The sequence below is a fragment of the Streptomyces sp. NPDC047079 genome, assembly GCF_040643755.1.
Classification (GTDB): Bacteria; Actinomycetota; Actinomycetes; order Streptomycetales; family Streptomycetaceae; genus Streptomyces.
Window position 1 is genome coordinate 472,091 of record NZ_JBEYUZ010000002.1, and the last position, 21,261, is coordinate 493,351.

Here is a 21,261-nt window from a genome sequence, read left to right on the forward strand (position 1 = left end):
CGCTATCAGACCGCCCTCATCAGCAGAGTCAGGGCGACGAGCACCGCCGCACCGCCGAACATCGAGACCGCGTACGACCGCGCGTAGCCGTTCTGGAGTCGGCGGAGCCGGCCGGACAGACCGCCGATGGAGGCGGCCGTGCCGTTGACGACGCCGTCGACCAGGGTGTGGTCCACGTACACCAGGGAGCGGGTGAGGTGCTCTCCGCCGCGGACGAGGACGACGTGGTTGAAGTCGTCCTGGAGCAGGTCGCGCCGGGCGGCCCGGGTGAGCAGCGACCCGCGCGGGGCGACGGCCGGGACCCGACGGCGGCCGTACTGGGCGTAGGCGATGCCGACACCCACGACGAGCAGCACCAGGGTGGCGGCTGTGACCGTCAAGGCGCTGACCGGCGAGTTGCCCTCCGAGTGTCCGGTGACCGGCTCAAGCCAGTGCAGGAAGCGGTCGCCGACCGAGAAGAGACCGCCCGCGAACACCGACCCGAAGGCCAGCACGATCATCGGGATCGTCATGACCCCCGGCGACTCGTGCGGATGCGGTTCCGCGTGCTCGCCCCGGGTCTCGGCGGCGGGCTCCACGTCGGGCTCGGCCGGGGACGGGGTCGGGGCGTTGCGCCAGCGCTCCTCTCCGAAGAACGTCATCAGCATCACGCGGGTCATGTAGTACGCCGTGATGGCCGCGCCCAGCAGGGCCGCGCCGCCGAGGATCCAGCCCTCGGTGCCGCCCTTGGCGAACGCCGCCTCGATGATCTTGTCCTTGGAGAAGAAGCCGGACAGGCCCGGGAAGCCGATGATGGCGAGGTAGCCGAGACCGAAGGTGACGAACGTGACCGGCATGTACTTCCTCAGGCCGCCGTACCTGCGCATGTCGACCTCGTCGTTCATTCCGTGCATGACCGAGCCCGCGCCGAGGAACAACCCGGCCTTGAAGAAGCCGTGCGTCACCAGGTGCATGATCGCGAAGACATAGCCGATGGGGCCGAGACCGGCGGCCAGCACCATGTAGCCGATCTGCGACATGGTCGACCCGGCCAGCGCCTTCTTGATGTCGTCCTTCGCGCAACCGACGATCGCACCGAACAGGAGTGTGACGGCGCCGACCACGGTGACGGCCAGTTGCGCGTCGGGCGCGGCGTTGAAGATCGCGCCGGACCGGACGATCAGGTACACGCCCGCGGTCACCATGGTCGCGGCGTGGATGAGGGCCGAGACCGGGGTCGGGCCCTCCATCGCGTCACCGAGCCAGGACTGGAGCGGTACCTGCGCGGACTTGCCACAGGCGGCGAGCAGCAGCATCAGACCGATGGCGGTGAGCTTGCCCTCGCCCGCCCCGTCCACGCCCGCGAAGACCGGCCCGAAGGCGAAGGTCCCGAACGTCGTGAACATCAGCATGATCGCGATAGACAGGCCCATGTCGCCGACGCGGTTGACGATGAAGGCCTTCTTCGCCGCGGTCGCCGCACTGGGCTTGTGCTGCCAGAAGCCGATCAGCAGATAGGAGGCGAGACCGACGCCCTCCCAGCCGACGTACAGCAACAGGTAGTTGTCGGCGAGGACGAGCAGCAGCATCGCCGCCAGGAACAGGTTGAGATAGCCGAAGAAGCGGCGCCTGCGCTCGTCGTGCTCCATGTACCCCACCGAGTACAGGTGGATCAGCGAGCCGACACCGGTGATCAGCAGGACGAACGTCATCGACAGCTGGTCGAGCCGGAAGGCGGCGTCGGCCTGGAAGCCGCCCACCGGGATCCAGCTGTACAGATGCTGGGTCAGCGTCCGGTGGTCGGCGGCCTTCCCCAGCATGTCGGTGAAGAGGACCACACCGAAGACGAAGGAGGCGGCGGCCAGCACGGTGCCGATCCAGTGGCCGACCCCGTCCAGCCTCCGGCCGCCGCACAGCAGGACGGCCGCTCCGAGCAGGGGCGCCGCGATCAGCAGCGCAATCAGGTTCTCCACGATTCTTCCGACCCCTTACAACTTCATCAGGCTGGCGTCGTCGACCGAGGCCGAATGGCGGGTACGGAACAGCGACACGATGATCGCGAGCCCGACCACGACCTCCGCTGCGGCGACGACCATCGTGAAGAAGGCGATGATCTGGCCGTCGAGATTGCCGTGCATCCGGGAGAAGGTGACGAAGGCGAGGTTGCAGGCGTTCAGCATCAGCTCGATGCACATGAACACCACGATCGCGTTCCGCCGGATCAGCACTCCGGTGGCGCCGATGGTGAACAACAAGGCGGCGAGATACAGGTAGTTGACCGGGTTCACTTCGACGTCTCCTCGGTCCTCTTGAGGGCCGGCCGTTCGTCCTCGCTCCGCTCCAGGCGCTCGGCGGCTCGCTGTTCCAGTGCCTTCAGATCGCTGATCGCCTCGTCGGACACATCCCGGATCTGACCCCGGGCCCGGAGCGTCTTGTTGACGGTCAGCTCGGACGGGGTGCCGTCCGGAAGGAGGCCCGCGATGTCCACCGCGTTGTGCCGGGCGTAGACGCCGGGGGCCGGCAGCGGCGGAACGTGCTTGCCCTCCCGTACGCGCTGCTCGGACAGTTCGCGCTGGGTCCTGGCCCGCTCGGTGCGCTCGCGGTGGGTGAGCACCATGGCGCCGACCGCGGCCGTGATGAGCAGGGCGCCGGTGATTTCGAAGGCGAACACGTACTTGGTGAAGATGAGAGCGGCGAGGCCCTCCACGTTGCCGTTCGCGTTCGCCTTGGCCAGGCCGTCGAAGTCCTTCAGGGAAGCGTTGGCGATGCCCGCGAACAGCAGGATGCCGAAGCCCGCCCCGCACAGCAGGGCCAGCCAGCGCTGGCCCTTGATAGTTTCCCTGAGCGAGTCCGCCGCTGTGACACCGACCAGCATCACCACGAACAGGAACAGCATCATGATCGCGCCGGTGTAGACGACGATCTGCACGATGCCCAGGAAGTAGGCGCCGTTGGCGAGGTAGAACACCGCCAGGACGATCATGGTGCCGGCCAGGCAGAGCGCGCTGTGCACGGCCTTCTTCATAAACACGGTGCACAGGGCGCCGATCACCGCGATCGTGCCGAGAACCCAGAACTGGAAGGCCTCTCCGGTGGAGGTGGAGTAAGCCGCGAGATCCGTCATCCGCCGATCACCTTCTTCGACGCGGGCTCGGCCTCGCCGAAGGTCGAGGCGGCCTCCTGCGGGCCCTCCCCCTTGGAGACGGCGACCTGGCGCGCCGTGCCGGGCGCGGCCTCCGTCACCAGGCCCTGGTAGTAGTCCTGCTCGTCCATCCCCGGGTAGATGGCGTGCGGCGTGTCGACCATGCCCTCTTCGAGGCCGGCGAGCAGCTGCTCCTTGGTGTAGATCAGGTTGGCTCGGCTGGAGTCCGCGAGCTCGAACTCGTTCGTCATCGTGAGCGCGCGTGTGGGGCACGCCTCGATGCACAGGCCGCACAGGATGCAGCGGGCGTAGTTGATCTGGTACACCCGCCCGTAGCGCTCGCCCGGGGAGTAGCGCTCCTCGTCCGTGTTGTCCGCGCCCTCCACGTAGATCGCGTCGGCGGGGCAAGCCCAGGCGCACAGCTCGCAGCCGACGCACTTCTCCAGGCCGTCCGGATGGCGGTTGAGCTGGTGCCGTCCGTGGAACCGCGGAGCCGTGGTCTTCTTCTGCTCGGGGTACTGCTCGGTCAGCCGCTTCTTGAACATGGCCTTGAAGGTCACGCCGAAGCCGGCCACGGGGTTCTGGAAACCGGGCTTGGTCTCCTTGGGCTCCTCAGCCATCGGACGCCTCCTTTCCATCCGAAGATCCGTCACTGACAGTGTCCGACCCGCCACTGACAATCAGCTCCCGTTCCCGGCGCGAGCGGCGCCTCGGCACGGGCGGCGGCGTCTGCCCCGGCAGCGGCGGTACGGGGAAGCCGCCCGCCATCGGGTCGAACGCGGCGGGCTCCTCCGCCGCGGGCCCCTCGCCCTCCTTGGCCTTCGCGCGGAACATGTCCACGACGAATGACAGCAGAAGCAGCGCGAGGACACCGCCGGCGACGTACAGGGCGATATCGGAGAATCCGTAGTTCTCGTTTCGCAGCACCCGCACGGTGGCGACGAGCATCAGCCAGACCACGGAGACCGGGATGAGGACCTTCCAGCCCAGCTTCATCAGCTGGTCGTAGCGGACGCGCGGGAGCGTGCCGCGCAGCCAGATGAAGAAGAACAGCAGCAGCTGGACCTTGACGACGAACCAGAGCAGCGGCCACCAGCCGTGGTTCGCGCCCGCCCAGAAGCTGCTGATCGGCCATGGTGCCCGCCAGCCGCCCAGGAAGAGCGTGGTCGACACGGCCGAGACCGTCACCATGTTCACGTACTCGGCGAGCATGAACATCGCGAACTTGATCGACGAGTACTCGGTGTTGAAGCCGCCGACCAGGTCGCCCTCGGACTCCGGCATGTCGAAGGGGGCACGGTTGGTCTCGCCGACCATCGTGACGATGTAGATGATGAACGAGACCGGCAGCAGCAGGATGAACCAGCGGTCGTGCTGCTGCTCGACGATCCTCGACGTCGACATCGAACCCGAGTAGAGGAACACGGAGGCGAAGGCGGCGCCCATGGCGATCTCGTACGAGATCATCTGGGCACAGGAGCGGAGCCCGCCGAGGAGCGGGTAGGTGGACCCGGAGCTCCAGCCGGCGAGGACGATGCCGTAGATGCCGACCGAGGCGACCGCGAGGATGTAGAGCATCGCGATCGGCAGGTCGGTGAGCTGCATCGCGGTGCGGTGACCGAAGATCGAGATCTCGTTGCCGGAGGGCCCGAAGGGGATCACCGCGATCGCCATGAAGGCCGGGATGGCCGCGACGATCGGCGCGAGGACGTAGACCACCTTGTCGGCACGCTTGACGACGAGGTCTTCCTTCAGCATCAGCTTCACGCCGTCGGCGAGCGACTGGAGCATGCCCCAGGGGCCGTGCCGGTTGGGGCCGATCCGCAGCTGCATCCAGGCGACGACCTTGCGCTCCCAGACGATGGAGAACAGCACGGTCACCATCAGGAAGGCGAAGCAGAAGACCGCCTTGACAGCGACCAGCCACCAGGGGTCGCGGCCGAACATGGAGAGGTCTTCAGCGGCGAGGTACGGGCTCATGCCTCCACCTCCTTGGGGGCCTCGGCGGCGGGCGTCGCCGGGGCGATGCGGACGAGGTTGCCGGGCAGCGCACCGGTGTCGGAGGCGACGCCTCCGCCGGTGGAGTTCAGCGGGAGCCAGACCACCCGGTCCGGCATCTCGGTGATCTGCACCGGGAGTTCCACGGTTCCCGACGGGCCGCTCACGGCCAGGAGGTCACCGTCCTTGACACCGGCTTCGGCGGCGGTGGCGGCCGACACACGCGCGCGTGCCGCGTGGCGCGTACCGGCGAGTGCCTCGTCGCCCTCCTGGAGTCGGCCCTGGTCCAGCAGCAGCCGGTGACCTGCGAGCACCGCGTCCCCGGCGGCCGGACGGGGCAGTTGGCCCCCGATCTCCAGGGGGTTGGCGGCCCGCAGTCCGTCCCAGGCGCCGAGCCGGTCCAGTTCCGTCCGCACGGTCCGAAGATCGGGCAGCCCCAGGTGGACGTCCATGGCGTCCGCGAGCATGTGGAGCACGCGCGCGTCGGTGGGCGCCAGGGCCCGGGTCATCTGGTCGGGCTTGAGCGCCGCCTCGAAGAAGCGGGCCCGGCCCTCCCAGTTGAGGAAGGTGCCGGCCTTCTCGGCGACCGCCGCGACCGGCAGTACCACGTCGGCGTGCTCGGTGACCTCACTGGGACGCAGTTCCAGCGAGACCAGGAAGCCCACCGAGGAGAGCGCTTCACGCGCGCGTGCCGGATCGGGCAGGTCGGCGACCTCGACACCGGCGACCACCAGGGCCCGCAGTTCGCCGGAGACCGCGGCCTCGACGATCTGGCCCGTGTCCCGGCCGTAGCGCTGCGGGAGTTCGGCGACACCCCAGGCGGCGGCGACCTCGGCCCGCGCGCGCGGGTCGGTGGCCGGACGTCCGCCCGGCAGCAGCGTGGGCAGTGCGCCCACCTCGACCGCGCCGCGTTCCCCGGCCCGGCGCGGGATCCACACCAGCTGCGCGCCGGTGGCGGCCGCGGTCCGTACGGCGGCGGTGAGCCCGCCAGCCACGTCGGCGAGGCGCTCACCAACGACGATCACCGCGCCCTCGGTGCGCAGGGCCTCGGCGGCCCGTACGCCGTCCTCCTCCAGGCCGACCCGGCCGGCCAGCGCGTCCAGCCACTCGGTCTCGGTGCCGGGCGCGGAGGGCAGCAGGGTACCGCCGGCCTTCTCAAGGCCCCGGGTGGCGTGCGTGGCGAGAGCGAACACCTGCTGGCCGTGTCCCCGCCAGGCCTTGCGCAGCCGCAGGAAGACGCCGGGCGCCTCCTCCTCGGCCTCGAACCCGACGAGCAGAACGGCGGGCGCCTTCTCCAGGGCGGTGTACGTCACACCCGTGCCGTCGAGGTCACGGCCGCGTCCGGCGATCCTGGCGGCCAGGAAATCGGCCTCCTCGCCGCTGTGCACGCGCGCGCGGAAGTCGATGTCGTTGGTGTCGAGCGCCACGCGCGCGAACTTGCTGTAGGCGTACGCGTCCTCGACGGTGAGCCGTCCACCGGTCAGTACTCCTGCCCGGCCCCGCGCGGCGAGCAGGCCTTCGGCGGCAGCCTGGAGCGCCTGGGGCCAGGAGGCGGGCTCCAGCTCACCGGACTCGCCGCGCACCAGCGGGGTGTCGAGCCGGTCCCTCATCTGCGCGTAGCGGAACGCGAACCGTCCCTTGTCGCAGATCCACTCCTCGTTGACCTCGGGGTCGTCGGCCGCGAGGCGGCGCATGACCTTGCCACGCCGGTGGTCCGTGCGCGTGGCGCAGCCGCCGGAGCAGTGCTCGCACACGGACGGTGACGAGACGAGGTCGAAGGGACGGGAGCGGAAGCGGTAAGCGGCCGACGTGAGGGCACCCACCGGGCAGATCTGGATGGTGTTCCCGGAGAAGTACGACTCGAAGGGGTCGCCCTCGCCGGTGCCGACCTGCTGGAGCGCCCCCCGCTCGAGGAGCTCGATCATCGGGTCGCCCGCGATCTGGTTGGAGAACCGGGTGCAGCGGGCACACAGCACACACCGCTCGCGGTCCAGCAGCACCTGGGTGGAGATCGGCACCGGCTTTTCGTAGGTGCGCTTCCTGCCCTCGAAGCGGGACTCGGCGTGGCCGTGCGACATGGCCTGGTTCTGCAGGGGGCACTCGCCGCCCTTGTCGCAGACGGGGCAGTCCAGGGGGTGGTTGATGAGCAGGAGCTCCATCACACCCTTCTGGGCCTTCTCGGCGACGGGCGAGGTGAGATGAGTCTTCACCACCATTCCGTCCGTACACGTGATCGTGCAGGACGCCATGGGCTTGCGCTGGCCCTCGACCTCGACGATGCACTGGCGGCAGGCGCCGGCCGGGTCCAGCAGGGGGTGGTCGCAGAAGCGGGGGATCTCGATGCCGAGCTGTTCGGCGGCGCGGATGACCAGGGTGCCCTTGGGCACGCTGATCTCGATGCCGTCGATCGTCAGCGTGACGAGGTCCTCCGGCGGGACCGCCGCCTGACCCCCTCCCGAAGGAGCGCTGGTGGTCACAGTCATGCGGTCACCTCCGCGGGCTTGTCCGCCCAGGCCGTGGACTTGGCCGGGTCGAAGGGGCAGCCCCGGCCCGTGATGTGCTCCTCGTACTCCTCGCGGAAGTACTGGAGGGAGGAGAAGATCGGCGAGGCCGCGCCGTCGCCGAGGGCGCAGAAGGACTTGCCGTTGATGTTGTCGGCGATGTCGGCGAGCTTGTCGAGATCGGCCATCGTGCCCTTGCCGGCCTCGATGTCCCGCAGCAACTGCACCAGCCAGTACGTGCCCTCGCGGCAGGGCGTGCACTTGCCGCAGGACTCGTGGGCGTAGAACTCGGTCCAGCGGGTGACGGCCCGCACCACGCAGGTCGTCTCGTCGAAGCACTGCAGGGCCTTGGTGCCGAGCATGGAACCGGCGGCGCCCACGCCCTCGTAGTCGAGCGGGACGTCGAGGTGCTCGTCGGTGAACATCGGCGTCGAGGAACCGCCGGGCGTCCAGAACTTCAGTCGGTGGCCGGGCCGCATGCCGCCGCTCATGTCGAGGAGCTGGCGGAGGGTGATGCCGAGCGGGGCCTCGTACTGGCCGGGGCTCGCGACATGGCCGCTCAGCGAGTAGAGCGTGAAGCCGGGGGACTTCTCGCTGCCCATCGACCGGAACCATTCTTTGCCCCGGTTCAGAATCGCGGGAACCGACGCGATCGACTCGACGTTATTCACCACAGTCGGGCACGCATACAGGCCCGCGACGGCAGGAAAGGGGGGACGGAGCCGCGGTTGACCACGGCGGCCTTCGAGCGAGTCGAGCAGTGCGGTCTCCTCACCGCAGATGTACGCGCCCGCGCCCGCGTGCACGGTGAGTTCCAGGTCGAGTCCGCTGCCGAGGATGTTCTCGCCGAGGAAGCCCGCCGCGTACGCCTCGCGTACGGCGGAGTGCAACCGCCGCAGTACGGGGACGACTTCACCCCGCAGATAGATGAAGGCATGCGACGACCTGATGGCGTAACACGCGATGACGATGCCCTCGATGAGGCTGTGCGGGTTCGCGAAGAGGAGCGGAATGTCCTTGCAGGTTCCGGGCTCCGACTCGTCGGCGTTGACAACTAGATAGTGAGGCTTGCCATCACCCTGGGGAATGAACTGCCATTTCATTCCCGTCGGGAATCCAGCGCCGCCCCGGCCGCGCAGCCCGGAGTCCTTGACGTACGCGATCACGTCGTCGGGCGACATGGCGAGCGCCTTGCGGAGCCCCTCGTACCCCTCGTGCCTTCGGTAGACGTCCAGGGTCCAGGACTTCTCCTCGTCCCAGAAGGCCGACAGCACGGGTGCCAGCAGCTTCTCGGGGCTGGTCTCGTTGATCTGGGGTGCCAAAGTCATCACTACCCCTCCTCGGCAACGGGCCCAGCGGGGTGGGCGGGGTCGGAGGCCGATGTGTCCTGCGGCGCGTCGTGGGAGCTGAGGTGTTCGGTCGGTGACGGCTCGTGCACCGCCGTGTCCCCCGGCGCCCCGTCCCGCGGCTCGTCGTGCGGCCCGCCGTCCCGCGGGTGCACCACGCGCGCGGCGGCCGTCTCTCCCTTGGCCAGCCGCAGCCCCACCAGGGAGGCCGGGCCCGCACTGCCGGTCGCCTCGACGGCCCCGTCCCGTTCGTCGGGGAAGCCGGCCAGCATCCGGGCGGTCTCCTTGAAGGTGCACAAGGGGGCTCCGCGAGTGGGATCGACCTGCCGTCCCTGACGCAGGTCGTCGACCATGCGCTTGGCGCTCTCGGGGGTCTGGTTGTCGAAGAACTCCCAGTTGACCATCACGACCGGCGCGAAGTCGCAGGCCGCGTTGCACTCGATGTGCTCCAGGGTCACCTTGCCGTCGGCGGTGGTCTCGCCGTTGCCGATGCCCAGGTGCTCCCGCAGGGCGGAGAAGATCGCGTCGCCGCCCATCACGGCGCACAGGGTGTTGGTGCAGACGCCCACCTGGTAGTCACCGGAGGGCTTCCGCCGGTACATCGTGTAGAAGGTGGCCACCGCCAAGACCTCGGCCGTGGTCAGGCCCAGGACGTCGGCGCAGAACCGCATTCCGGTGCGGGTGACGTATCCCTCCTCCGCCTGCACGAGGTGCAGCAACGGCAGGAGAGCCGACCGGGAGTCCGGGTAGCGGCCGATGATCTCGCGCGCGTCCTGCTCCAGGCGCGCTCGGACGTCGTCCGGGTAGGCGGGCGCGGGCAGCTCGGGCATGCCCAGACTGACGCCCCGCTCCGAAGAACTGGTGGTCACCGGTCGACGCCTCCCATCACGGGGTCGATGGACGCGACGGCGACGATCACGTCGGCGACCTGGCCGCCCTCGCACATCGCCGCCATCGCTTGCAGGTTGGTGAAGGACGGGTCGCGGAAGTGGACCCGGTAGGGGCGGGTGCCGCCGTCTGACACGACGTGCACGCCGAGTTCGCCCTTGGGCGACTCCACCGCCGTGTACGCCTGTCCCGGCGGGACGCGGAAGCCCTCGGTCACCAGCTTGAAGTGGTGGATCAGGGCCTCCATGGAGGTGCCCATGATCCTTTTGATGTGATCGAGGGAGTTACCGAGCCCGTCCGGTCCCAGGGCGAGCTGGGCGGGCCAGGCGATCTTCTTGTCGGCGACCATGACCGGGCCGGGCGCCAGCCGGTCCAGGCACTGCTCGACGATCCTGAGCGACTGACGCATCTCCTCCAGGCGGATGAGGAAACGGCCGTATGCGTCACAGGTGTCGGCGGTCGGGACGTCGAAGTCGTAAGTCTCGTAGCCGCAGTAGGGCTGCGCCTTGCGCAGGTCGTGCGGCAGGCCGGCGGAGCGCAGGATCGGGCCGGTGGCACCGAGGGCCATGCAGCCGGCCAGGTCCAGGTAGCCGATGTCCTGCATGCGGGCCTTGAAGATGGGGTTCCCGGTGGCGAGCTTGTCGTACTCCGGGAGGTTCTTCTTCATCTTCTTCACGAACTCGCGGATCTGGTCCACCGCGCCCGGCGGCAGGTCCTGGGCGAGTCCACCGGGGCGGATGTAGGCGTGGTTCATCCGCAGGCCGGTGATCAGCTCGTAGATGTCGAGGATCAGTTCCCGGTCGCGGAAGCCGTAGATCATGATGGTCGTGGCGCCCAGCTCCATACCGCCGGTGGCGATGCACACCAGGTGGGAGGACATCCGGTTGAGCTCCATCAGGAGCACGCGGATGAGCGTGGCGCGGTCCGGGATCTGGTCCTCGATACCGAGGAGCTTCTCGACCGCGAGGCAGTACGCCGTCTCGTTGAAGAACGGCGTCAGGTAGTCCATGCGCGTCACGAACGTGGTGCCCTGGGTCCACGTGCGGTACTCGAGGTTCTTCTCGATGCCGGTGTGGAGGTAGCCGATGCCGCAGCGGGCCTCGGTGACGGTCTCGCCCTCGATCTCCAGGATGAGCCGGAGCACGCCGTGCGTGGACGGGTGCTGCGGGCCCATGTTGACGATGAGGCGCTCGTCGTCGGCGCGGGCCGCGGACTGGACGACCTCGTCCCAGTCGCCGCCGGTGACGGTGTAGACGGTGCCCTCGGTCGTCTCGCGGGGAGAACTCTGCGTCCCGAAGGGACCCGACGAGGAGTGGTGGTCGGGCGACGGGTGGGCGGAGGACGGAGTCTGCGTGCTCATGAGTACGACCTCCGCTGGTCCGGAGCCGGGATCTGGGCGCCCTTGTACTCGACGGGGATGCCGCCGAGGGGATAGTCCTTGCGCTGGGGGAAGCCCTGCCAGTCGTCAGGCATCATGATCCGCGTCAGCGCCGGGTGGCCGTCGAAGATCAGGCCGAAGAAGTCGTACGTCTCGCGCTCATGCCAGTCGTTGGTGGGATACACGGAGACGAGCGACGGGACGCGCGGGTCGGCGTCGGGGGCGCTGACCTCCAGGCGGATCAGCCGGTTGTGGGTGATCGAGCGCAGGTGGTAGACGGCGTGCAGCTCGCGGCCCTTGTCCCCCGGGTAGTGCACTCCGCTCACGCCCGTGCACAGCTCGAAGCGGAGCGCGGGGTCGTCACGGAGGGTCTGCGCGACGGCGACGAGGTACTCGCGTTCGATGTGGAAGGTCAGCTCGCCGCGGTCGACGACGGTCTTCTCGATCGCGTCCCCGGGGACGAGTCCCTGTTCCTCCAGCGCGCCTTCCAGTTCGTCGGCGACCTCGTCGAACCAGCCGCCGTAGGGACGGCTCGACGCACCCGGGAGCCGGATGGAGCGGACCAGGCCGCCGTATCCGGAGGTGTCGCCGCCGTTGTTGGCGCCGAACATGCCGCGCTGTACGCGGATCTCCTCCCCGCGGTCACCGCGCATGCCAGGGAGGTTGGCGGCGCCGAGGTCCTTCTCCGGGTTGACGCCGTTGCCGTTCGACGCGGCTCCGTTCGCGCCGTTGCCCGGCGCGCCTGGCCCGTTGCCCGGCGTGCTCGCGCCGTTGCTCTTCGCGTCGCTCATCGCAGCAGCCCCTTCATCTCGATCGTCGGGAGGGCCTTGAGTGCCGCTTCCTCCGCCTCACGGGCCGCCTCCTCGGCGTTGACGCCGAGCTTCGAGGTCTGGATCTTCTGGTGGAGCTTGAGGATCGCGTCCATCAGCATTTCCGGCCGCGGCGGACAGCCGGGCAGATAGATGTCGACGGGGACGATGTGGTCGACGCCCTGGACGATCGCGTAGTTGTTGAACATGCCGCCCGAGGAGGCGCAGACCCCCATGGAGATCACCCACTTGGGGTTCGGCATCTGGTCGTAGACCTGCCGCAGGACCGGCGCCATCTTCTGGCTGACCCGGCCGGCGACGATCATCAGGTCCGCCTGCCGGGGCGAGCCGCGGAAGACCTCCATGCCGAAGCGCGCCAGGTCGTAGCGGCCGGCGCCGGTGGTCATCATCTCGATGGCGCAGCAGGCGAGGCCGAAGGTGGCGGGGAAGACCGACGCCTTGCGCACCCAGCCCGCGGCCTGCTCGACGGTGGTCAGGAGGAAACCGCTCGGCAGCTTTTCTTCGAGTCCCATGACTAAAGGCCCCTCAGTCCCATTCCAGGCCGCCGCGCCGCCATACGTACGCGTACGCGACGAAGACGGTGAGCACGAAGAGCAGCATCTCCACGAGCCCGAAAACCCCGAGGGCGTCGAAGGTGACGGCCCACGGGTAGAGGAAGACGATCTCGATGTCGAAGACGATGAAGAGCATCGCCGTCAGGTAGTACTTGATGGGGAAGCGCCCGCCACCGGCCGGCGTGGGGGTCGGCTCGATGCCGCACTCGTAGGCCTCGAGTTTGGCGCGGTTGTACCGCTTCGGACCGATCAGCGTGGCCATGACCACGGAGAAGATCGCAAAGCCTGCCCCGAGGGCTCCCAGTACGAGGATGGGCGCATACGCGTTCACCGCTCCTCGCTCCTCTCAGTCGGCACTGACTGCTGGCGGTTGCGCTGGGCTCACACCGGCCCCACAAGCCCCACGAACCTCGCTCGCCCCGGCGAAGATCGCAGACATGTGAAGCAGGTCACAAGCCCAACTGTCCCGCATCTTATGCCCGGCGGTATGTGATCTGCGACACGGGGGTCACCACGTACTTTGTGATCTCCACCACCTGGCGAAGGATCATGAAGTCGGATGAGCGGTGATCTTCGTACGCGAAGCAGTCGAGCGATCACCAAGAGGTGACATTTTCGCTCGTCTTCGCTGGTCGGAGGCAGGCCGCTCTATCAAAGATCAGCTTCTCGGAGCAAACTCGCGGCGGACCGGATCTCTTGGTAATGGAGCCCGTTCACACCTGAGAGGGAGAAGCGAGGGTGTATGTGGACGTGTGCACACGTTCACAAGCGGGAGCGGATGTGGTCACCCGTGAAGGTGCGCGCATCCCCGGCCAACGTCAGGTGTCGTCCGTGCGCGAGACGCCGCCCGCACGGTGACCGTTCCGTGACCTGTGCCACACCTGTGTGAGGAGGCGATAAGGCGGGCTTGGCCATGCGCCGTGACCAGTGATAAGCGCAGAGCAATCCGGACGTAACGACGAAAACACATGATCACAGGCTTGATCACTGGTGTCCGCAATGCCCGTTACGGCGTCAATAAAGAGCGACACGCCCGGCGTTTGGGGCCCCGGTTGAACAACTGTGGCGCACCACACGTTTCTTGAAGGTATGGAGGAGTCCCTGATACCGGTTGTACCCATGTCCCACACCGCTCACATACGCAGCCACCGGAAGCCCCGCAACCGCAGCGCGTCGACGATCGCGATGCGGGCCGGCGTTGCGGGTGGCGTCCTCAGCACGCTGGCCGTAGCCGGTGCGTCGGCCTCGGCGAACGCCGCCGAGCCGGTGACGCAGACCCTCGAACTGCCCACCCTGACGGCCGACATGGCCACGCAGGTCGCGCAGTCCGCGGAGGCCACCCAGCAGGCCGCCGCCAACTACCAGCTGCAGGCCGAACGCGACGCGGCCGCCGCAAAGGCCGCGAAGCAGGCCAAGGCGGACCTCGCGGAGGCCAAGAAGAAGGAAGCGGAGGCTCAGCGGAAGGCCGAGGCCGCGCGCAAGAAGGCGGCCGCCGCCTCGCGCAGCGCCGAGCGCACCGTCCTGTCCGCCGCCTCCTCCGCCGGCACCTCGACGAGCACGTCCACCGCTACCGGTTCCGCCGCCGCGGTCATCGCCTTCGTCAAGGCCCAACTCGGCGACGCGTACGTCTCCGGGAGCACCGGCCCGAACTCGTGGGACTGCTCGGGCCTCGTGCAGACCGCGTTCAAGCAGATCGGCGTCAGCCTGCCGCGCGTCTCCCAGGACCAGTCGACCGCCGGCACCCAGGTCTCGCTGAGCAATCTTCAGCCGGGCGACATCCTCTACTGGGGCGGCGCGGGCAGCGCGTACCACGTGGCGGTGTACGTCGGCGACGGCATGTTCGTCGGTGCCCAGAACCCCTCCAGCGGTGTCGTGGAGAAGCCGCTGTCGTACGACCCGCCCACCGGCGCGGTCCGCGTGCTCTGAGCCGCGCCAGGACGACCGAAGGGCTTTCGGGGTCCACGGACTGAGGGCCGCCGCTGCCGAACGGCACGGCGGCCCTTCCGGCTGCCCTGGAGCAAGCCTCGGCGCCCGGGAGCGACGTGCCGTCCGCACCGGGAGAGCGACGTGCCGTCCGCCGGGTGGAATTCACACCAAAGGGGACATTCGCGTGGCGACGGCGACGGGACGGGACCCCCGCCCGGGAGCCACGTCCCCCGCCGCCCTCCCGTGAGCCACGCCCCGGGCGGCCACGAGATCGCCGAACCCGTGACAAGCCCGTACATGCCCGTGCCCCGACGCGAGCCCGTACGAGCCCCTGCCCCTGACGAGCCCGTGCGAGCCCGTGACCCGACGAGCCCGTGCCCCTCACGAGCCCGTACGAGCCCGTGCCCCTGACGAGGTACGAGCCCGTACGGCGGCGTGGGGGTTACGCCTTCGGGGCCACCTTCGACAGGCCGTTGATGATCCGGTCCATCGCGTCGCCGCCCGTCGGGTCCGTCAGGTTGGCCAGCAGCTTCAGCGTGAACTTCATCAGCATCGGGTGCGTCAGGCCGCGCTGCGCAGCGACCTTCATCACCTTCGGGTTGCCGATCAGCTTCACGAAGGCGCGGCCCAGGGTGTAATAGCCGCCGTAGGTGTCCTTGAGGATCTTCGGGTAGTTGTGCAGGGCCAGTTCACGCTGGGCGGGGTTCGCGCGGGCCACGGCCTGGACGATGACGTCCGCGGCGATCTGGCCCGACTCCATGGCGTACGCGATGCCTTCGCCGTTGAAGGGGTTCACCAGGCCGCCCGCGTCACCGACGAGCAGCAGGCCCTTGGTGTAGTGCGGCTGGCGGTTGAAGGCCATGGGAAGAGCGGCGCCTCGGATCGGTCCGGTCATGTTCTCGGGGGTGTAGCCCCAGTCCTCGGGCATGGAGGCGCACCACGCCTTGAGCACCTCGCGCCAGTCCAGCTCCTTGAAGGAGTCCGAGGTGTTCAGCACACCCAGGCCGACATTGCTCGTGCCGTCACCCATGCCGAAGATCCAGCCGTAGCCCGGGAGCAGCCGCTCCTGGCCGCCGCGCCGGTCCCACAGCTCCAGCCAGGACTCCAGATAGTCGTCGTCGTGGCGCGGGGACGTGAAGTACGTACGGACCGCGACGCCCATCGGGCGGTCCTCGCGGCGGTGCAGGCCCATCGCCAGCGAGAGCCGGGTGGAGTTGCCGTCCGCGGCGACGACGAGCGGCGCGTGGAAGGTGACCTCGCGCTTCTCCTCGCCCAGTTTGGCGGTGACACCGGTGATCCGGCCGGTGCGGTCGTCGACGACCGGCCCGCTGACATTGCAGCGCTCGTACAGGCGCGCGCCCGCCTTCTGCGCCTGCCGGGCCAGTTGCTCGTCGAAGTCGTCGCGCTTGCGGACGAGTCCGTAGTTCGGGAAGGAGGCGAGATCCGGCCAGTCCAGCTGGAGGCGGACGCCGCCGCCGACGATCCTCAGGCCCTTGTTGCGCAGCCAGCCGGCCTCCTCGGAGATGTCGATGCCCATCGCCACGAGCTGCTTGACGGCGCGCGGGGTGAGACCGTCGCCACAGACCTTCTCCCTCGGGAATTCGGTCTTCTCCAGCAGGAGGACATCGAGCCCGGCCCTGGCCAGGTGGTACGCGGTCGTGGAGCCGGCTGGCCCCGCGCCCACGACGATCACATCGGCGGTGTTGTCGGAGAGGGGCTCGGTCACGGCGGGATCTCCCCCAGGTTCGAAAATCTACGTGCCGACGGGCACTGGACATGGGCAGTCTATTCAGCAGAATTGATCACCCGGCTGAAGGGCTGCCTCCCGTGAACCGAGCTCTCCCCGTAGTACGGTTGCGCGTTCCCACCGACGAGGACGCCGTCGCCTGGCACCAGGTCTTCGACCACCCGGACGTGATGGAGTTCCACGGCGGCAGGTCCGCGGAGCTGTCGGTCTACGAGGAGCTCACCGCCCGCCAGCGCCGCCACGACGCCGAGCACGGCTTCTGTCTGTGGACCATGCTCGACGAATCCGGTCGGGTCATCGGTTTCACCGGCGCCCAGCCGTGGCCGCAGGACTGGGGTCCGCGGGGTGAGATCGAGATCGGCTGGCGGCTCGGGCGGGAGCACTGGGGCAAGGGGTATGTCACGGCGGCCGCGCGGATGACGCTGGAGCGGGTGCGCGCGGCGGGGGTGGACGGCGTGGTGGCGATGGTCAACGCCCGTAACGCCCGGTCGATCGCGGTCACCCGGCGGTTGGGCATGAGTCTGGCCGAGGTCCTCACGACGCCGGCCCGGCAGGAGGCGCACTGCTACCGACTGGCATGGTGACGGCGCGTAACCGATTGTCGCGGAAAGACACTCATCGCTTCCGGGTGGCACCCTCGGCCGGTTACCCTTCCAGTACCGCTGGGGGTGACATCTGTGCCCATAACACCCAAAACACCCGAAGTGCGCGTGCCGCGGCTGGTCGGTCTGATGGCGATGGACGCACGCGAGACCGCCGAGAAGCAGGGCGTGGCCCTCGCCGCTCCAGACCGGCCGGACTTCCATCGCACCGTCGTGGACTACGTCGTACGCCAATATCCCCTGCCCGGCACCGAGGTGCCGCGCGGTGCCGTGGTCACCGTGTGGTTCGACCTCGGTGAGGGCGAGGGCGGCGGAGGCGCCGGGGTCCGCGAGCCACGGCTGCCCATTCCGCCGCCGGGCGGTCTGCGCCGCGAACTCGACCAGCCGGGAGACACGTTCGAGCTGCTCAGGTGAGCCCCGCCCCCGGCCGGCCCTGGGGCCCGCTCCGGCCGGTCCAACAGGCCCCGCTCCGGCCGGTCCGGAGCCTCGGCGGCTTCCGTCAGCCGTTCTTGAACCCGCGGTGCAGCGCGACGATGCCACCCGTCAGATTGCGCCACGCCACGCTGGACCAGCCCGCCTTGCGCAGCCGCTCGGCGAGGGCCGGCTGGTCGGGCCAGGCGCGGATGGACTCGGCGAGGTAGACGTAGGCGTCCGGGTTGGACGACACCGCGCGGGCCACCGGCGGCAGCGCGCGCATCAGGTACTCGGTGTAGACCGTACGGAAGGGCGCCCACGTGGGATGCGAGAACTCGCAGATCACCACTCGCCCGCCCGGCTTGGTCACCCGGTACAGCTCGCGCAGCGCCCCGTCGGTGTCCTGCACATTGCGCAGCCCGAAGGAGATCGTCACGGCGTCGAAGACATCGTCCCGGAACGGCAGCCGCGTCGCGTCGCCCGCCGTGAACGGCATCCAGGGGTGGCGCCTCTTGCCGACCTGGAGCATCCCGAGCGAGAAGTCGCAGGGCACCACGTAGGCCCCGGCGCGCGTGAAGGGCAGCGACGAGGTCGCCGTGCCCGCCGCCAGGTCCAGGACCTTCTGCGCGGGACGCGCGTCGACCGCTTTCGCGACCTCCTTGCGCCACACCCGGTCCTGGCCGAGCGACAGCAGGTCGTTCGTCAGGTCGTACCGTTCCGCCACGTCGTCGAACATCGAGGCGACTTCGTGCGGCTGCTTGTCCAGGGATGCGCGGGTCACGGTCCCCATTGTGGCAGCAGGGGGTACGGCGTCACGGCAGCAGCCTCGGCTTCTTCCGCGCGGCCATGTCCTCGACCCACCCACGAGGAGGATCGCGACCCAGATCAGCACCCAGCCGATGCCGTACAGGAACCACTGGCTGTCCAGGGGCAGCGCGGGCGTTCGCCGACGGGAAGGAGACCGCCTGGCTGTCGATGTGGTCCGCCTTCCGCGATCGGCGGTGCGCGTCCGATGGGTCCGGGCAGGACGAGGTGGCGAGCGACTGCAGTGGGGTGAGCCAGGGTCCGGGGGCCTTCGGGGAAGCGTTCGCCGGCTGAACGAGCGGGGCGTTCAGCGACGGCGGTAGACCAGGCGGCCGGCCAGGACGGTCGCCACACAGGTACCGCTCCCGCGCTCCGCCGGCTCCGCCTCGTCGCCGACGCCGAACACGGCGAAGCGGGCCGCCGAGCCGCGCTCGCGCGCGGGCGGGAACTCCAGCGGCAGGCCACAGGCGCGGGGGTCGAGGGAGGGGACACCGGCGGGGCGCCCCAGCCGGCCCACGATCCCCAGTCCGGTGCGCCGGACGGCGTCCTGGACCGCGCGGTTGCGCAGGGGCTCGCAGGCCGCCGCGACCGTCCCGTGCGCCAGCATCCGCTGCACACCGCGCCGGGCGCTCGCACCCCAGCGGACGTCGTCCAGGGCCAGCGCCACCAGCGCGTCCCCGGTCAGCGGCTCGGTGCCCAGCTCGTCGGCCTCCCGCGGATCGGGGTGGTACGCCTCCTCCAGCAGCTCCGTGCCGTGGAGGTTGACGAGCCCGGACGTGAGAATGCCGGGCCACTCGCGCACGCGCGCCTGCGGATGCGCGGCTGCGACCTCCTCCAGTGGCCCGGCGTCCGCGATCCACTCGCCCCGGACGGCGAGCGCATGGCCTGTGGAGTCGGCGTGGATCGTCAGCATCCGGGGCCTAGTTGGAGGCGAGCAGCTTCAGCTCGGGGTGGGCCGTGCCGCCCTCGATCGCCGTCGACGAGATGTGGGACACGACCCGCTCGTCGACCGGGTCGTTCGCCGGGTCGTCGTGGACGACGAGGTGCTCGTACGTCGTCGAGCGCTGCGCCGGCACCCGTCCCGCCTTCCGGATCAGGTCGATGATCTCCTGGCGGTTGGAGCGGTGCTTGGCGCCGGCCGAGGAGACGACGTTCTCCTCCAGCATGATCGAGCCGAGGTCGTCCGCGCCGTAGTGCAGCGACAGCTGGCCGATCTCCTTGCCGGTGGTCAGCCAGGAGCCCTGGATGTGCCGGACGTTGTCGAGGAAGAGGCGGGCGATCGCGATCATCCGCAGGTACTCGAAGATGGTCGCCTGGGTGCGGCCCTTCAGGTGGTTGTTCTCGGGCTGGTAGGTGTACGGGATGAAGGCCCGGAAGCCACCCGTACGGTCCTGTACGTCACGGATCATCCGCAGATGCTCGATACGCTCGGCGTTGGTCTCACCGGTGCCCATGAGCATGGTGGACGTCGACTCCACACCGAGGCGGTGCGCCGTCTCCATGATCTCCAGCCAGCGCTCGCCGCTCTCCTTCAGGGGCGCGATCGCCTTGCGGGGCCGCTCGGGCAGGAGTTCGGCGCCGGCCCCGGCGAAGGAGTCGAGCCCGGCGGCGTGGATCCGCGTAATGGCCTCCTCCACGCTGACGCCCGAGATCCGAGCCATGTGCTCGACCTCGGACGCCCCCAGGCTGTGGATGACCAGCTGCGGGAAGGATTCCTTGATGGCGCGGAAGTGCTTCTCGTAGTACTCGACGCCGTAGTCCGGGTGGTGACCGCCCTGGAACATGATCTGGGTGCCGCCGAGTTCGACGGTCTCGGCGCACCGGCGCAGGATGTCGTCGAGGTCCCGGGTCCAGCCCTTGGCGGTGTCCTTGGGGGCCGCGTAGAAGGCACAGAACTTGCACGCCGTCACACAGACGTTCGTGTAGTTGATGTTGCGCTCGATGATGTACGTCGCGATGTGCTCGGTGCCCGCGTACGTGCGGCGGCGTACGGCGTCGGCGGCGGCACCCAGCGCGTGCAGCGGGGCGTCGCGGTAGAGGACGAGGGCCTCTTCGGGGGTGATCCGCCCACCGGCGGCGGCCCGGTCGAGGACGGCTGTGACATCAAAAGAGGTGAGGTCGGCCTTCTCGGTCACCGGGCGTCCCTTTCGTAAGGAGGTAGTTCAGGCGCGAAGCGCATGCGGAACAAGGGTGGTGGGAGACGGGTGGACGGACCGAACCAGCCTACGCCAGGGGTTTCGCCGGGCCGACGTCAGGCCGCGGCCGCCGTGGGTTCCACGTCATCGGCCGGACACTTTCCCGAGCGTGCGCCGATGCCGCCGCTCGATGCCTCTTCGCGCGCCCGTGCGCTGCCGCCGACCCATCGTCACCGCTCAGACGCCATGGCCCGCGCCGGTCAGCAGCCCCGCCAAGGCGCCGGCGATCAGGAACGGCCCGAAGGGGATCGCGGTGCGCCGCCCGGCCCGGCGCGCCAGCACGAGCCCGAGCCCGTACAGCCCGCCGAGGAGGAACCCGGTGAAGGTGCCGAGGACCACGGTCGGCCAGCCGTACCAGCCGAGGACCGCGCCGAGCCCGAGGGCGAGCTTGACGTCGCCGAAGCCCATGCCGTTCGGGTTGACGAGGAAGAGCACGCAGTACGCGCCGCCGAGGACGAGGGCGCCGAGGAGCGCGGTGCGCCAGTGGCCCGCGTGCCCGGGCAGGGCCGCCGCGGCGGCGAGCAGGACCAGGGCGGCGGCCGCGAGCGGCAGGGTGAGCACGTCCGGCAGCCGCTGCACCCGGAAGTCCACGATCGCGAGCAGTACGCCGGCAGGGGCGAGCAGCAGCCAGACGGCCAGCTCGGGGCGCGTGCCGGTGGCCAGGGCGAGGGCGGCGCACACCACTGCGGTCACCGCGCACACGAAGGCGGTCCCGGGTCCGTACGCCCGCCCGTCGGCGCACCGGGCCCGGCCGAGCCAGCCGTCGATCGGATGCCCCTCCGGACACCGGTCCCGCCATGGCTTCTCGGGCTCGACACAGAGCCGGTACGCGGCCCGGGGCACCAGCACCCCGACGCCCGCACCCCACACCGTGGCTCCGAGGGCCACCCAGAGGTCCAGATCCACGGGCACAGGGTATGCGCCCGGAGCCTTCCCCGAGTGGGCCTGGCGGCGGGC

The 21,261-nt window shown here is 69.5% G+C and carries 20 protein-coding genes; 3 read left to right on the forward strand and 17 right to left on the reverse strand.

Features of this window, described 5'->3' with window-relative positions; genetic code table 11:
* Nucleotides 1-5: 5 nt before the first annotated feature.
* Genes nuoL through ABZ823_RS04755 form a run of 12 tightly spaced genes read right to left on the reverse strand, consistent with a single transcriptional unit; the run spans nucleotide 6 to nucleotide 12,947 of the window.
* Complete coding sequence (nuoL, locus tag ABZ823_RS04700; RefSeq protein WP_361653596.1) at nucleotides 6-1,952, reverse strand: NADH-quinone oxidoreductase subunit L; 1,947 nt, start codon at nucleotides 1,950-1,952, stop codon at nucleotides 6-8.
* A gap of 15 nt (nucleotides 1,953-1,967) precedes the next feature.
* Entirely contained in the window at nucleotides 1,968-2,267 is a 300-nt protein-coding gene (nuoK, locus tag ABZ823_RS04705; protein ID WP_023547474.1) for an NADH-quinone oxidoreductase subunit NuoK, read from the reverse strand.
* Nucleotides 2,264-3,103: an NADH-quinone oxidoreductase subunit J gene (locus tag ABZ823_RS04710; RefSeq protein WP_361653598.1), complete on the reverse strand. Its 840-nt coding sequence runs from the start codon at nucleotides 3,101-3,103 to the stop codon at nucleotides 2,264-2,266. The genes nuoK and ABZ823_RS04710 overlap by 4 nt, the downstream gene beginning before the upstream one ends.
* On the reverse strand, nucleotides 3,100-3,741 hold the full coding sequence (gene nuoI / locus ABZ823_RS04715; RefSeq protein ID WP_361653600.1) for an NADH-quinone oxidoreductase subunit NuoI: 642 nt from the start codon (nucleotides 3,739-3,741) through the stop codon (nucleotides 3,100-3,102). Before nuoI ends, ABZ823_RS04710 begins: the two co-directional genes overlap by 4 nt.
* Nucleotides 3,734-5,101, reverse strand: coding sequence for an NADH-quinone oxidoreductase subunit NuoH (nuoH, locus tag ABZ823_RS04720; RefSeq protein WP_361653602.1), 1,368 nt, complete (start codon nucleotides 5,099-5,101; stop codon nucleotides 3,734-3,736). Before nuoH ends, nuoI begins: the two co-directional genes overlap by 8 nt.
* A complete protein-coding gene (locus ABZ823_RS04725) occupies nucleotides 5,098-7,602 on the reverse strand; it encodes an NADH-quinone oxidoreductase subunit G (RefSeq protein WP_361653604.1) in 2,505 nt (834 codons plus the stop codon). The genes nuoH and ABZ823_RS04725 overlap by 4 nt, the downstream gene beginning before the upstream one ends.
* Nucleotides 7,599-8,951 carry an NADH-quinone oxidoreductase subunit NuoF gene (gene nuoF / locus ABZ823_RS04730; protein ID WP_361653606.1) on the reverse strand — a complete coding sequence of 451 codons (1,353 nt, stop codon included), beginning with the start codon at nucleotides 8,949-8,951 and terminating at the stop codon, nucleotides 7,599-7,601. Before nuoF ends, ABZ823_RS04725 begins: the two co-directional genes overlap by 4 nt.
* Nucleotides 8,951-9,835, reverse strand: coding sequence for an NADH-quinone oxidoreductase subunit NuoE (nuoE, locus tag ABZ823_RS04735; RefSeq protein WP_361653609.1), 885 nt, complete (start codon nucleotides 9,833-9,835; stop codon nucleotides 8,951-8,953). The genes nuoF and nuoE overlap by 1 nt, the downstream gene beginning before the upstream one ends.
* The gene (locus ABZ823_RS04740) at nucleotides 9,832-11,214 is read right to left on the reverse strand and encodes an NADH-quinone oxidoreductase subunit D (RefSeq protein WP_361653611.1); all 1,383 of its coding nucleotides are present in this window, start codon (nucleotides 11,212-11,214) and stop codon (nucleotides 9,832-9,834) included. Before ABZ823_RS04740 ends, nuoE begins: the two co-directional genes overlap by 4 nt.
* Nucleotides 11,211-12,023, reverse strand: a complete 813-nt coding sequence (locus ABZ823_RS04745) for an NADH-quinone oxidoreductase subunit C (protein WP_361653613.1) — start codon at nucleotides 12,021-12,023, stop codon at nucleotides 11,211-11,213. The genes ABZ823_RS04740 and ABZ823_RS04745 overlap by 4 nt, the downstream gene beginning before the upstream one ends.
* Complete coding sequence (locus ABZ823_RS04750) at nucleotides 12,020-12,574, reverse strand: NADH-quinone oxidoreductase subunit B (protein ID WP_003998928.1); 555 nt, start codon at nucleotides 12,572-12,574, stop codon at nucleotides 12,020-12,022. The genes ABZ823_RS04745 and ABZ823_RS04750 overlap by 4 nt, the downstream gene beginning before the upstream one ends.
* Before the next feature lie 13 nt (nucleotides 12,575-12,587).
* Nucleotides 12,588-12,947, reverse strand: coding sequence for an NADH-quinone oxidoreductase subunit A (locus ABZ823_RS04755; RefSeq protein ID WP_007383963.1), 360 nt, complete (start codon nucleotides 12,945-12,947; stop codon nucleotides 12,588-12,590).
* Between the two features lie 788 nt (nucleotides 12,948-13,735).
* Between ABZ823_RS04755 and ABZ823_RS04760 the strand changes: the two genes are divergently transcribed.
* Nucleotides 13,736-14,542 (forward strand): C40 family peptidase, encoded by an 807-nt coding sequence (locus ABZ823_RS04760; protein WP_361653615.1) that lies wholly within the window; start codon nucleotides 13,736-13,738, stop codon nucleotides 14,540-14,542.
* Nucleotides 14,543-14,984: 442 nt separating this feature from the next.
* Here ABZ823_RS04760 and ABZ823_RS04765 read toward each other — a convergent pair whose 3' ends face one another.
* A complete protein-coding gene (locus ABZ823_RS04765) occupies nucleotides 14,985-16,268 on the reverse strand; it encodes a geranylgeranyl reductase family protein (protein WP_361653617.1) in 1,284 nt (427 codons plus the stop codon).
* A gap of 101 nt (nucleotides 16,269-16,369) precedes the next feature.
* Here ABZ823_RS04765 and ABZ823_RS04770 point away from each other — a divergent pair, with 101 nt between their 5' ends.
* Complete coding sequence (locus ABZ823_RS04770; RefSeq protein WP_361653619.1) at nucleotides 16,370-16,873, forward strand: GNAT family N-acetyltransferase; 504 nt, start codon at nucleotides 16,370-16,372, stop codon at nucleotides 16,871-16,873.
* A gap of 93 nt (nucleotides 16,874-16,966) precedes the next feature.
* Nucleotides 16,967-17,305 (forward strand): PASTA domain-containing protein, encoded by a 339-nt coding sequence (locus ABZ823_RS04775; protein ID WP_361653621.1) that lies wholly within the window; start codon nucleotides 16,967-16,969, stop codon nucleotides 17,303-17,305.
* A gap of 85 nt (nucleotides 17,306-17,390) precedes the next feature.
* Here the strand turns inward: ABZ823_RS04775 and ABZ823_RS04780 are convergent, their stop codons facing one another.
* The 4 genes from ABZ823_RS04780 to ABZ823_RS04795 all read right to left on the reverse strand — a co-directional run bounded on the left by ABZ823_RS04780 (nucleotide 17,391) and on the right by ABZ823_RS04795 (nucleotide 21,210).
* Nucleotides 17,391-18,086, reverse strand: a complete 696-nt coding sequence (locus tag ABZ823_RS04780) for a demethylmenaquinone methyltransferase (RefSeq protein ID WP_361653623.1) — start codon at nucleotides 18,084-18,086, stop codon at nucleotides 17,391-17,393.
* Nucleotides 18,087-18,416: 330 nt separating this feature from the next.
* Complete coding sequence (locus tag ABZ823_RS04785) at nucleotides 18,417-19,022, reverse strand: hypothetical protein (RefSeq protein ID WP_361653625.1); 606 nt, start codon at nucleotides 19,020-19,022, stop codon at nucleotides 18,417-18,419.
* Between the two features lie 7 nt (nucleotides 19,023-19,029).
* Entirely contained in the window at nucleotides 19,030-20,244 is a 1,215-nt protein-coding gene (gene mqnC, locus ABZ823_RS04790) for a cyclic dehypoxanthinyl futalosine synthase (protein WP_361653627.1), read from the reverse strand.
* 237 nt (nucleotides 20,245-20,481) lie between these two features.
* Entirely contained in the window at nucleotides 20,482-21,210 is a 729-nt protein-coding gene (locus ABZ823_RS04795; RefSeq protein WP_361653629.1) for an A24 family peptidase, read from the reverse strand.
* Nucleotides 21,211-21,261: the final 51 nt, after the last annotated feature.